Origin of the sequence: Paenibacillus sp. FSL R5-0908, assembly GCF_038006245.1 — a bacterium.
GTDB classification, from domain to species: Bacteria; Bacillota; Bacilli; order Paenibacillales; family Paenibacillaceae; genus Paenibacillus_AQ; species Paenibacillus_AQ odorifer.
This window is the reverse complement of the sequence record NZ_JBBOUV010000001.1, coordinates 5,799,123-5,811,923: the sequence shown is the minus strand read 5'-3', so window position 1 is coordinate 5,811,923 and position 12,801 is coordinate 5,799,123. Positions and strand designations below refer to the sequence as shown.

The window sequence follows — 12,801 nt, the reverse complement described above, 5'->3', positions numbered from 1 at the left end:
AACGGAACAGAGTGAACTCACCTCGGAGTAACGGTGCAAGTTTACAGGATATCCATAAGAGATAATGGATGTCATGAATGAACCGCCGTCGCCTCACCCCCGCTAAAGGGTGCAAAGTGAGTGGCAGAATAAAGTATATTCAGCTGCTAACTAGGGTGGTACCACGGGAATTATAACCTCTCGTCCCTAGCGATAATACGCTAGGGATGGGAGGTTTTTTTGTAAATATAAGAGAGTATACGTTTCACGCAATACTTCATGTCTTATATTTCCCGCATAAACGCTTACCGTCCTTATAAGGACACCGAGGGCGTATATGCTTGGTTAAGAAATAAGAAATAAGAAATCTAAGAAGTAACACTCCAAGGAGGAGCAGACAATGAGCGACAATCAAACAAATAGCATACCGGCTACTGGTTACCGGGCGCAGGCTATTGAGCCGAAATGGCAAAAATTCTGGGATGAGAACAAAAGCTTTAAGACAGGAGAAGATCCTGAAAAACCCAATTTTTATGCACTGGATATGTTTCCGTATCCTTCAGGTGCAGGACTGCATGTAGGTCATCCAGAGGGTTACACAGCGACGGATATCGTTTCTCGCTACAAACGGATGCGCGGTTTCAACGTATTGCATCCGATGGGCTGGGATGCTTTTGGACTTCCGGCAGAGCAGTATGCGATGGATACCGGCCAGCATCCACGTGATTTTACCGATAAGAACATCGATAATTTCCGCCGTCAGATCAAATCGCTGGGTTTCTCCTACGATTGGGACCGCGAGATCAGCACGACAGATCCGGATTATTATAAATGGACACAATGGATTTTTATCCAGTTGTATAACAAAGGCCTGGCTTATGTAGCAGAAGTACCTGTTAACTGGTGTGAGGCACTGGGTACGGTACTTGCCAACGAAGAGGTTATCGATGGTAAAAGTGAGCGCGGAGGTCACCCGGTCGTGCGCAAACCGATGCGTCAATGGATTCTGAGAATTACAGAATACGCTGAGCGTTTGCTGGAGGATCTGGAAGAGCTGGATTGGTCCGAAAGCATCAAGGATATGCAGCGCAACTGGATCGGGAAATCAACAGGTGCAGAAGTGAACTTTAACATTGAAGGTCATGAAGCTAATCTGACCGTGTTTACTACACGTCCAGATACACTGTTCGGAGCAAGTTACTGCGTATTGGCACCAGAGCATGAGCTTGTTGATGTGATTACAACTGAAGCACAGCGTGCTGCTGTGGCAGAATATCGTGAAAAAGCTTCTCGTAAGAGCGATCTGGAGCGTACGGATTTGGCGAAAGAGAAGAGCGGTGTCTTCACAGGCGCATATGCAATTAATCCTGTGAATGGTGCGAAGGCGCCAATCTGGATTGCAGATTATGTGCTTGCTGGTTACGGAACGGGAGCAATTATGGCAGTTCCGGGTCACGATACTCGCGACTGGGAATTTGCTAAACAATTCGGCCTGAATATCGTGGAAGTCGTTCAAGGCGGCAACGTTGAAGAAGAGGCTTATTCCGGAGATGGCCCGCATGTCAATTCTGATTTCCTGAATGGACTCAAGAATGAAGAAGCGATTGCGAAGATGATTGCTTGGTTGGAAGAGAAGGGCGTAGGGAAAGGCAAAGTAACCTATCGTCTGCGTGACTGGCTGTTCAGCCGTCAACGCTACTGGGGAGAGCCCATTCCAATTCTACATTTGGAAGACGGCACAATGAAGACTGTTCCGGTTGATCAGCTGCCGCTGGTACTGCCAGATGTAGAGGCAATCAAACCTTCGGGTACAGGGGAATCTCCACTTGCGAATGTAACAGAGTGGGTGGAGACTATCGATCCTGAGACGGGCATGAAGGCTCGCCGCGAGACGAACACCATGCCGCAATGGGCGGGCAGCTGCTGGTATTACCTGCGTTATATTGATCCGAAAAACGATCAAGAGCTTTGCTCCCCTGAGAAGCAAAAAGCATGGCTTCCAGTAGATCTGTACATTGGTGGAGCGGAGCATGCCGTGCTTCACTTGCTCTATGCACGTTTCTGGCACAAGGTGCTTTATGATCTCGGCGTAGTTGAAACAAAAGAACCTTTCCATAAGCTGGTTAACCAAGGTATGATTCTTGGAAATAATAATGAAAAAATGAGTAAATCACGCGGAAATGTCATCAACCCTGATGAGATTGTAGAAGCTTTTGGTGCAGATACGCTGCGTGTTTATGAAATGTTTATGGGCCCTCTGGAAGCAACCAAACCTTGGAATGAAAAGGGTGTAGAAGGAGTTCACCGCTTCTTGTCCCGTGTATGGCGCCTGTTCGTGAGTGAAGAGGGTAAGCTGAGCACTAAAATCACAGCAGACGGTGGCACTGACGAGTTCAAACGCACTTGGCACAAGACCATTAAGAAGGTCACTGATGATTTCGAGCATCTGCGTTTCAATACCTCAATTAGCCAGTTGATGATTTTTATTAACGATGCTTATAAGCAAGAAACTTTGTCCCAGGAAGCTGCTGAACACTTCGTACAAATGTTGTCACCACTGGCGCCTCACATCGCTGAAGAGCTGTGGCAGCTGCTCGGTCACGAAGGAAGTATCAGCTACGTGGCTTGGCCAACATATGATGAAGCATGGACGGTGGATGCTGAGGTTGAAATCGTTATTCAGGTAAATGGTAAAATCGTACAACGTGCATTGATCCCGCAGGATATGGGTCAAGAAGAGATGCAAGCTCATGCGTTGTCACTCCCGAATGTGAGTGCAGCAGTAGAAGGTAAAACCGTACGCAAGATCATTGCGGTTCCTGGCAAGCTTGTAAATATCGTAGTGGGTTAAGCGAAGAACGCAATATTGCCCGCAGCAACGGAGAACTCCGTGCTGCGGGTTTTATTGTTTTCTAACGGTCTACGGGACTTTGAGTAATACCGTCATGCCCAAATAGCGCATCCAGCTTAGTGACATCTTCATCGTATTTATCATGCGTAGTCATGATGAGACGTTCGAATACGCCCTCAAGGCTAATGCGAAGATGGTTCAGTGCCTCTGCGGTAATCCCACCACGGACAGCGACACGTTCTTGGAGCTCTTGCGGGGTGAATTCTCCTTCTGTTAGCAGCTTACCTGTTCCAAGCAGCATTTCACCTGCAAGCCGGCTGATTAACGTCTCTTCAATCCCGGTAACCTCCACCGCAGCTTCAATCCAGCGTTCAATGAAATAGCTCAAGAACGCAGGTCCGCAGCTGGAGAAATCAGAAGCGATTCGGGTATGGGCCTCTTGAATTTCCAAAGGAACACCTATGAAAGACAACAGCTGCAGCAGCACAAGCCTGTCTTCTTTATTAAGCCTGCTGCCAAATATGCACAGTGATGTCCCGCTTTTGACACAGTGTGTAATGCTGGGGATAATCTTGGCTATTTTGGACGGCAAAGCGGATTCCAGATGTTGCAATTGAACGGGACTTGTAATGGATACGACGATTTGATCGCTGCGGAGATAAGGGCCGATCTCATCTGTTAAGGTTTTGAATTCCAGCGGTTTTACACATAAAAAAACAATGTCACTTCCAGTCGCTGTTTCACTATTGCTTCCGCATAAGTTTATGCCGGGATGACGATCTTCCAGCTCCAGCAGTTTATTCAGACTGCGGTTGCTGGCGAGTACATCGCACGGATTCAGGGCTCCGGAAGAAAGAAAGGCGTCAATCAGCAGGCTGCCCATGCTGCCTGTTCCGATAAATCCAACTTTCACCTGTGGTTCCTCCTTTCTAGCGTTGCTTATTTACTAACTGACATGAATGCTCTTCGTTATATGTATGCAGGATAGACTTGGACAGATGACAGGTTTTGTATGAATTATTAAAGGAGTTTCCAGCCGCAGGAATGTATGAAGATTCACAAAAAGGCATAAGAAGAATTTTTGTGAGGAGGAAAGTAATATGAATAAAGGAAGTATCGTACTCGGAGTGGCTGCTGCTGTAATAGGAAGTGGGCTTTTATGGGCGGCAGGGAGTAAAGGCGATTCCGGGATTGCCGGGTGGGAGACTTTGAATGTTGGTATGGAGCAAGCAGTTGGAATCGCTGAGTCTGGTGACGCTCCAGCTGCTGGTGGCAGTGAGGGAGGTCATCAGACGAAGGGAAATAAGCTGCATTTAGAGAAAGATGCAGGGCAGGGTGAAGCTGCTGGGAATGCTAAAGACGGTGAGAAGGTTAAGGTGGCTGCGCAAGCAGAACAAGCTGACCAAACTTCGGCAGCTGAAAAAGCTTCGACAGCTGCTGCGGGGGAGAGAGCAGAAGGAGCGGACCAAATGCCAATGGCAGAAGGCCAAACACCAGCAGGGGCAGAAGTTCAACCGCCAAACATTGCAGGGAAGCAAACGCCGGCAGGGGACAAAGTTGTTGCGGCTAAGGAGGTGACTGAGCTTTCCGCATCAGCAGCTTCACAGGAAGGTAAAATAAATGTGAATACTGCGGGTGTTAAGGAGCTGATGGATCTTCCGGGCATCGGAGAAAAGAAGGCTCAGGCAATTATGGATTACCGCAACCGTGAGGGTACTTTTCGCAGCCTGTCTGATCTGGGGAAGGTAAAGGGGATAGGACCTAAAATGCTGGAGAAGTTAAAAGCTTTAGTAATATTTTGAAGATAAATAAGAAATGAAGATCGTTGGAAGTACCACAACCGTTGTCCTAGTGAAAACTTGCGGGGATGTGCTACAATAGTTAACAACTATTTAGAAGGATATGGAGATTGATTATGACTACTGCCTATCGTAAAGACTGGGATACTTATTTCATGGACATTGCCTGTATGGTCTCAACTCGTTCACGCTGCTCACGACGACATGTAGGTGCTGTACTGGTGCAAGGCAAGAAGCTGCTTGGTACCGCGTACAACGGGGCGCCAATGGGCGTACCAGATTGCTCAGAGGCAGGTTGTATGCTCTCGGAGCAATATGAGATGGAGATCGTGGATGGCGTAGAGACTATGGTAAAGAAACAGCGCTGCATTCGCACGATTCATGCCGAACAGAATCTTTTGCTATTCACAGACCGGATTGACCGGGAAGGCAGTACCGTCTACGTGACGGATGAGCCTTGCTGGACCTGTGCAAATATGCTGGCTAACAGCGGTATTGTGGAGATTGTGTATTATCGTCCTTACCGTAAGGATATGGAAAAGGTAGAAGCAATGATGGCTGCCAAAGGCATCGTTTTTCGCCAATTGGAGAATTATGAGCCGCCAAGTGAAACGATGATTAAAGTAGCGGAGTAGCTGTATTGTACAACCCTAATTGAATAAGATGGCTTGAGGAAGAACCTCTCGTGCGCTTTTATGGCGTATGCAGAGGTTCTTTTTTTTATCTTGCGAAAGGAGGAGAATGGAGGCGTGAAGGAGAGACCCTTATTAGGTTTTACAGTGTGTTGGGTGGCTGGAAGTGCAGCAGCGTGTTTAGGCTCAGGGTTTAGATTGTGGTTAGCGTGGGCTGGTTTATTAATTTTACTGGTGAGTATGAGGGTTTGGGTGAACATAGGCTGGAAGCAGCTGGCGGTATTTTGTTTGGCGATTATTTTATCCGCTGGATATTGGGAATGGAATGAAGGCCGCAATGTAAGTCATCTGCCTGAAGTGTTGGGGAGATTATTGTCGGAGTTGAATGAGACTGCCGTGGAGGCTAAGGGGACGATAGTTTCCGTTGTGGAACGGGACGGGGACCGGGTTGATTTTACGATGAAGCTCTCAGAGTTATCGTTGATTACTGAGGGAGATGCCGCTTCGCCTGATCCGCGGGACGAACAAGATAAAAGAGTGCATGGGGAGTTAATTATGGTGCAGATCAAACTACTTGCCGAGCAAGAAATCGCTATTGCTGCGGAGTGGCGCAGAGGGGATCAGGTGTCGCTAAACGGTGTACTTGAAGAGCCAGCGACAGCGCGGAATTACGGAGGGTTTGATTATCGGGCCTATTTACATACGCAGAAGATTCACTGGCTTCTAAAGGGGCAGGGTGCAGAGAATGTGCAAGCAACCGCTCCAGATTCATGGAATCCGTTAATGATCTTACGCTGGAATGATGAAGCGCGGGCAGTTCTTGGAGCGGAGACGGATCGGCTGTTTCAAGCGCGCCATTCTGGATATATGAAGGGTTTGGTGATTGGGATGCAGGATGATCTCGATCCGGATACCTTTAAGCAGTTCTCACAACTTGGTTTGACACATATCCTCGCCATTTCAGGCATGCATGTTGCGGTGTATGTTGGTGTTCTTTTGTTTATATTCAGGCGCTTACGGATGACAAAAGAAACTACGCTAACAGTCACCTTAGTGCTCGTTCCTGTATACGTCCTGTTGACAGGTGCGGGTCCGTCTATCGTGCGTGCGGGATTAATGAGTATGATTGCATTGCTCGCTGCACGAGTTGGCATGCTGAAGGATGGACTGAATATTTTGGCTGCAGCGGCACTGGTTATGCTGATTTGGAATCCTTACATGCTGCTCAGTGTGAGCTTCCAGCTGTCGTTTCTGGTGACCTTAGGATTAATGGTCTACGTTCCGCTTATGGACCCTCTGCTGAGCGCACTGCCACGCTGGCTTAAAAGCGCCGTCTCTGTGACTCTAGTTGCCCAGTTGGTCTCATTTCCATTGACGATTTATTATTTTAATCAATTTTCGCTGCTGTCTTTAGTGGCTAATCTGGTTTTTGTGCCCTTTATTACTTTTATCGTATTGCCGTTAGGAACGCTTGCGCTACTGCTTGGACGATTGTGGGGAGATGCCGCGATTTTTTTGGCACATATTACGGAGCTGCTGAATAACGTTACTTTTTATGCGGTTGAATGGATTAATGGTTTTGCTGGCGGAGTTCTGATTTGGCGCTCGCCTTCACTGCTGTGGATCGGAGTGTATTATGTCTTGTTGTATGGGCTGTTGTATGCTGCCAAGCTAAGAGTAGAAGCCCGCGCAACACCTCAGTATATGGAGGATGAGACGAGGCCGTTAGCTGAGATTAGTCTACCTGTGAACAAGCATGGCGGGTTTGGGGGAGCGGGGAGCGCACAGTATTTTTTGGATGAATCTAAGATCGTACGTTGGAGCGGAGCGATTGTTCTACTATCAGCGGTTGGACTGGGTCTAATGCTGTACAAGGGGTATCAGTCAGAAAGTCAGGCGGGTAAAGGGACGATTAGTTACCTGGATATCGGGCAAGGCGACAGTATCCTCATCACTACACCAAAAGGAGCTCATATTCTTGTAGATGGTGGAGGAACGTTAAATTTCGGGCAAAAAGAAGAATGGCGCATTCGCCGCAGCCCGTTCGAGGTAGGGGCTAAAGTGTTGGTGCCTTTGCTTAAAAAACGTGGGATCCACCGTTTGGACGCGATTATTTTGACTCATGGGGATCAGGATCATGCCGGGGGACTCCAAGCTGTTATGGAGGCGATTCCGGTCTCGACATTGCTTTTTAATGGCACACTCGCTGACCGTGAATCTTATATGGAGATGATGCGGACTGCGCTGGAGAACAATGTTCAACTGTATGCCGTACATCAGGGAATGAGGCTTTCCCCGGATGATAAGACGGAGCTGTCCTTTTTATGGCCGGAAGAACAAGATAGAGAGGGAGCAGCGTCAGGTTCTTCTATGCTGAATAGCATCCCACTGCTGGAGGATCAGAACCACGATTCTGTAGTTTTTCGTCTAGAGATGAACGGCAGAAATTTTCTGTTTACTGGAGATATGGATCTGGAAGCGGAGGAGGAGATTGTGCAGCAAGCACTGCAAAAGGGCATTAACGCAGGGCCTTCCATTGACGTTTTAAAAGTAGCCCACCATGGGAGCAAAACTTCAACAGGCGAGTCTTGGCTGCAGTTCTGGCATCCAGCCGCTGCTGTAATTTCTGCAGGAGTAAATAATCTATATGGTCATCCGAAAGCTGAAGTATTGGAACGTTTGGAAGCTAATCAAGCTGCTATTTTTAGAACGGATCAGCAGGGAGAGATCCAGATGCGTGTGCGGGCCGACGGGATTATTGTGCGTCATAAGTTGGCGGAGGGAGCGGATTAAGGAAGGTAGTAGAGTAATGTGATTGAGTGCTGGGTGGTGTATGTTAATTTTCGCAGACTCTATAAAGCTCCTTTTAAGCTCCTTTCGTGGTATTGTACACCACTATAAAACCTATAACCTTGTTTAGTTGCACTTTGTGCAATAGATCGCACCTTAAAGTAGCTGGATCTTCATTTAGTTGCACTTTGTACACTTAAAATCTGGAAAAACGTCTATTTCTCTAATTTTGAGCAGAAATAGTTGCATGAAGTGCAACTAAATCACTTTATGAGCTGGAAAGATCTTTTTTAGTTGCACAAAGTGCAATTGAACGCTCCATATGAACATATCAAAGCGCCTCAGTTACATATTATCGTTGTAGCGATACTAACTTTCGCATAAGTTCCTGTTACTTGCTGATGATCCCAGTCCATTTGTTCTAGCACCAGCTGCTCTAATACTGTAACTGTTGTCCCTGTTCTAGCACCAACTGCACTAATAATGTAACTATTGTCCTTTCTAGCACCAGCTGCTCTAAGTATGTAACTGTTATGCTGTCTAGTACCTACTGCTCTAATGCAGTAACTGTTGTCCTTTCTAGCACCAGCTGCTCTAACGCAGTAGCTCCTTTCCCTATCTAGCGGCAGGTGCTCTAACACAGTAACTGCAGTCTCTGTCTAGTAACTATTGTCCTTTCTTGTACCTAATGCTCTAATCCAGTAGCTCCAGTAGCCGCCGTCCTCCTCCAGTAATTATTGCGTACGCATGCACAATCTATGTAAACGCTTTATAATAGAGATAGAAGATTCTGGCAAACTCTATACCTACTTAAACTATGTTGCAAAGTGCGGTGGTGAGAAGCTTGTGTGCTCCTTGTTTTGTAGCGAATTAGGAGATGAAGCGATAGTGAATACATATGCAGAATTTAGAGTCACAGCGGAAAGTGTATACGATGTTCAAGTGGAACGCAGTAATCCAATTGGACATGCTTGGCAGATGATCGCCAGGGATCATGAACAGGTGTTCGGAAAAGCTCCGGTACAAGGAGCAGCAGCTACTGTAATTATTCGCTATGCGACTGAGGATGATGGCTGCCCGGAATGGGCGGAGGGTTTTTGTTTGCGTTTTACAGGTGGTGAAGAGGATCGGATCTTGCATATTATCGGCCGTGATGAATTGGGCATTATTTATGGGATGCTTCATTATAGCCGCCACGTGCTTGGTGTAGATCCCTTCTGGTTCTGGGCGGAGCTTCCTCCTGCTAAGAAAGATGCGATCAATCTGCCTATTTCTGATTACAACAGCATTCAGCCAAAGGTGCGTTACCGAGGTTGGTTCGTGAATGATGAAGTGTGTCTTATCGGCTGGAAGGAGGATTATCCTCCGACGGCGGAGGTATGGGAGCCTGTTTTTGAAGCGCTGCTGCGCTGTGGTGGAAATATGGTAATCCCTGGTACAGATTTGCCGAGAGACGGAATTCATCATCAGCTTGCGGTGGATATGGGACTGTGGATCACACATCATCATGCGGAGCCACTTGGCGCGCAAATGTTCCTACGTGCTTTTCCGGGCAAGCAGGCTAGCTATAAAGAATATCCAGAATTGTTCGAACAACTGTGGAGAGAAGCCATCGAGCGGCAAAAAGATGAAAAAACACTCTGGGTGCTCTCCTTCCGCGGACAGGGCGATAAACCTTTTTGGGAGAATGATCCCTCTTTTGATACTCCGGAGAAACGGGGGGATTTGATCTCATTTGTGGTTCGCAAGCAATACGATATGATCTGTGAATATGTAGACCAGCCCGTCTGCTGTATGGCGATGTACGGAGAGATTGCAGAGTTGTATAAACAGGGAAAGATCGAAGTTCCAGAGGGTGTTATTAAAATATGGGCGGATAACGGATACGGCAAAATGGTGTCGCGACGACATGGCCATCTGAATCTGCGCGTGCCTGCTCTACCTGAGGCAGGAGATCAAGGCAAAAACGGGGTATATTACCACGTCACCTTCCACGACTTGCAGGCCTCCAATCATCTAACACAATTCCCAACGGATCCGTCCTTTATAGTGGAGGAATTACAGGGGGCATTTGCGGCAGGGGCTAGTGAATATCTGCTGGTGAATTCAGGGAATATTTTGCCTCATCTCTATACATTAGATCTGACAGCAAAGTTGTGGATGGATGGAACAGCAGATGCTGATGAGCAGCTTCAGACCTTCGTTAACCGTTTCTACACAGCGCAGCAGGAGCGAATTGTCCAATTGTACAAAAGCTACTTCAAAAACACCATAGTATATGGGCCTAATGCTGACGACCGCGCAGGCGATGAATTCTATCATCATCCGGCAAGGCAGATTATAGGGCATTGGCTGCAAAATAAGACGGAAAGCAATGAGCGACTGCGCTGGGCCGCAGGGGATGTTCCTTTTGTAGAACAGGTTCGATGGTTCAGGGATCGTGCTGAGCGAGTTGTACTAGTCTGGTATCTGCTGCGAAAGCAGTGCCAAGAGGTGATGGAACTTTTACCCGAAAAAGAGCGAAACAGGCTGCATGTTCAATTGCTAGTTCAAATTGAGCTGCATTGGAGCGGGTGCAGAGGGTTATCCTCTCTTTGCCAGGCGTATATGTGTTACCAAGAAGAGCGATTTCCAGAGGCGTTTATCGAAGCTTCTCATGCGGTTTGGGATTATAAGGAAGGACAGCAGGCTCTTTTACGGGCAGAGATCGGCCAGTGGAAGCATTTTTATCGGGCTGATTGGTTGACCAATATAGCCAACACTATAGATCACGTAGAAACGGCCCGTAAATTTTTGCGGATTCAGGGGGATAGTCCGGATATGTTTCTATGGTATAAGGATTATTTGATGCCCGAGACCGAAAAGCATATCTATCTGGAAAATACGCATCGTAATCCGTTACCGGACGATGAGCTTGCACGGCGTCTGGAGGAGAAATTCAGCTCTCTTTAAAAAATATCCGCACACCACTAGTGAACGCTTAAACGTTCATCGGTGGTGTTTTTTAATGAATGACCTATTTTTTTATTTTAGAGGGAACTTTTTCAAGTTTGGAAAGTCTTATTAGGCAAGGGGTGAGGCGAAATATGCTAAGCGAAGATATACCATATACAGCAGCGTACGCGCCCGCAATGAGTTTGCGGGAAATGATGGAGGCGTATGGCTCGGATGTGTGGAATTATGCTTTTTTCTTAACTAGAAGTCGAGAGCAGGCTAATGATATCAGCCAAGAAGTATTTTTGAAGGCGTATAAAAATGTTGGGAAATACCGGGGGCAATCTTCGATGAAAACCTGGCTGCTTACGATTACCAGAAATACGGCCTTCAGTTGGAGCAAAAATAGCTTTTGGCGCAGATTCATAGCTTTGGGTGATCAACCTACTACTGTTAATGCACCTTCTGCGGAAAAAGAAGCTCTTGGCAATCAGTATGCGAACCGTATCTGGGAAATTATAATGACCCTTCCAGAGAAGAACAGAGAGGTGCTTGTGCTAGATATTCAACATGGATTATCCATTGCCGAAATGTCAGATTTGCTGAATGTAGCACAAGGAACCGTGAAATCTCGGCTCGCGCGGGCGAGAGAGAAGGTTAAAGAGGCTATCCAGAAGGAGGAGCGGGAATGAAACGCAACGAGGATGATAGTAATCCAGTGATGATCGGGCAGACGGATTGGTATGCGCAAGCAGGCAAAAGACCTTTTATTGAAGATGGTTTTACGCCTGAGTTAATGATGCGGATCGAACAGGCTGCTGCGAATAAAAGTTCAGGTTACAAACGTTATTGGATGAATAAAAATGTGGTGTTGACCAGTCTGGTTACGATTTTGTTGATAGGTTCGCTTACCTTCCCTATGGGCATATGGAAAAACACAGGACCAGTCCATTCGTCATCCGTTCAGTCCCAAGGCGCAGGCATACTGCCTTCTTCTAGTCCTGCAACTAATGATAAAGCGTTAGAGCCTCCGACAAGTCCAGTAGAATTTGAGATTAACGGTAAGAAATACTATATGCCTTTGCCAATGAACAGAGATAAGAGCAAAGCGTATGCCGTTGAGACAACAGCGGGAATCCTTTGGTCGCCGCCACCCCCGATGGTGGACTACAAGAAGCCAAAGTACACACATCCTACAGAACCGTTCACTCTTTATCTGAGCTCTAAGGACCAGACGGAGCTATCGGCTTCTTCAGCTACTAGGATTTATACTTTACCTCTTTATGCAGGAGGGGCAAGTGCTTATCAATATTTGAGTGGATTTTTTGGAGCGGGCGATTACGCTCTGCTATTTACCTATACGAAGACTATAGGTTCAGGCATTATGGAGAATGGTAGATTTTTTATTCTAAATGTTAAAAAAGCAGCGACAGGAGAATCTGTGGTACCGAAAGAGCTTACTTCCTTTGATTGGGAGCTATTAGAATATAAGTCAATAATCGCAGTGGATAAGGAGCATGACCAGATCGTATTTAGTTACCTAGAATACCCGGTAGATAAGACATACCGAGACAAAACAGTGCTTTATGATATGGAGACCTTAAGCATTCAAACACCTGCATCGACCATTGGATTTAGAGACATTGATGGACAATCGTTAACCATGGAATATGAGATGAATGGGGAACTTTGTAAAGCAGATATTCTTACGAAAGGTGGACCAGGGTGGATAGATGAAGATTGGGCATTTTTATCAGAAGAGCGACAAAATGAGCTGTATCAGGAATTTTACAGTCAGACTCCCTAGTAGATAATT

At 46.7% G+C, this 12,801-nt stretch carries 8 protein-coding genes; 7 read left to right on the top strand and 1 reads right to left on the bottom strand.

Going from position 1 to position 12,801, the window contains the following annotated elements; translation table 11 throughout:
- The first annotated feature begins 379 nt into the window (after window positions 1-379).
- Window positions 380-2,830, top strand: coding sequence for a leucine--tRNA ligase (gene leuS, locus MKZ09_RS26460; RefSeq protein WP_076206440.1), 2,451 nt, complete (start codon window positions 380-382; stop codon window positions 2,828-2,830).
- A gap of 61 nt (window positions 2,831-2,891) precedes the next feature.
- Here leuS and comER read toward each other — a convergent pair whose 3' ends face one another.
- Window positions 2,892-3,743 (bottom strand): late competence protein ComER, encoded by an 852-nt coding sequence (comER, locus tag MKZ09_RS26455; RefSeq protein ID WP_076206438.1) that lies wholly within the window; start codon window positions 3,741-3,743, stop codon window positions 2,892-2,894.
- A 187-nt stretch (window positions 3,744-3,930) separates the two neighbouring features.
- Here comER and MKZ09_RS26450 point away from each other — a divergent pair, with 187 nt between their 5' ends.
- The 6 genes from MKZ09_RS26450 (at window position 3,931) to MKZ09_RS26425 (ending at window position 12,792) form a co-directional block, all read left to right on the top strand.
- On the top strand, window positions 3,931-4,632 hold the full coding sequence (locus tag MKZ09_RS26450; RefSeq protein ID WP_076137390.1) for a ComEA family DNA-binding protein: 702 nt from the start codon (window positions 3,931-3,933) through the stop codon (window positions 4,630-4,632).
- A 113-nt stretch (window positions 4,633-4,745) separates the two neighbouring features.
- Window positions 4,746-5,264 carry a deoxycytidylate deaminase gene (locus MKZ09_RS26445; protein ID WP_076137388.1) on the top strand — a complete coding sequence of 173 codons (519 nt, stop codon included), beginning with the start codon at window positions 4,746-4,748 and terminating at the stop codon, window positions 5,262-5,264.
- A gap of 114 nt (window positions 5,265-5,378) precedes the next feature.
- Window positions 5,379-8,054: a ComEC/Rec2 family competence protein gene (locus tag MKZ09_RS26440; RefSeq protein ID WP_076206480.1), complete on the top strand. Its 2,676-nt coding sequence runs from the start codon at window positions 5,379-5,381 to the stop codon at window positions 8,052-8,054.
- 885 nt (window positions 8,055-8,939) lie between these two features.
- Entirely contained in the window at window positions 8,940-11,003 is a 2,064-nt protein-coding gene (locus MKZ09_RS26435; RefSeq protein ID WP_256719241.1) for a glycosyl hydrolase 115 family protein, read from the top strand.
- A gap of 134 nt (window positions 11,004-11,137) precedes the next feature.
- The gene (locus tag MKZ09_RS26430) at window positions 11,138-11,677 is read left to right on the top strand and encodes an RNA polymerase sigma factor (protein ID WP_076105892.1); all 540 of its coding nucleotides are present in this window, start codon (window positions 11,138-11,140) and stop codon (window positions 11,675-11,677) included.
- A complete protein-coding gene (locus MKZ09_RS26425) occupies window positions 11,674-12,792 on the top strand; it encodes a hypothetical protein (RefSeq protein ID WP_076206434.1) in 1,119 nt (372 codons plus the stop codon). Before MKZ09_RS26430 ends, MKZ09_RS26425 begins: the two co-directional genes overlap by 4 nt.
- Window positions 12,793-12,801: the final 9 nt, after the last annotated feature.

Excerpts from the sequence above, each read along its gene's own strand:
- leuS (WP_076206440.1), top strand. The coding sequence starts at position 380 with ATGAGCGACAATCAAACAAATAGCATACCGGCTACTGGTTACCGGGCG.
- MKZ09_RS26430 (WP_076105892.1), top strand. The coding sequence starts at position 11,138 with ATGCTAAGCGAAGATATACCATATACAGCAGCGTACGCGCCCGCAATG.
- MKZ09_RS26425 (WP_076206434.1), top strand. The coding sequence starts at position 11,674 with ATGAAACGCAACGAGGATGATAGTAATCCAGTGATGATCGGGCAGACG.
- MKZ09_RS26445 (WP_076137388.1), top strand. The coding sequence starts at position 4,746 with ATGACTACTGCCTATCGTAAAGACTGGGATACTTATTTCATGGACATT.
- MKZ09_RS26450 (WP_076137390.1), top strand. The coding sequence starts at position 3,931 with ATGAATAAAGGAAGTATCGTACTCGGAGTGGCTGCTGCTGTAATAGGA.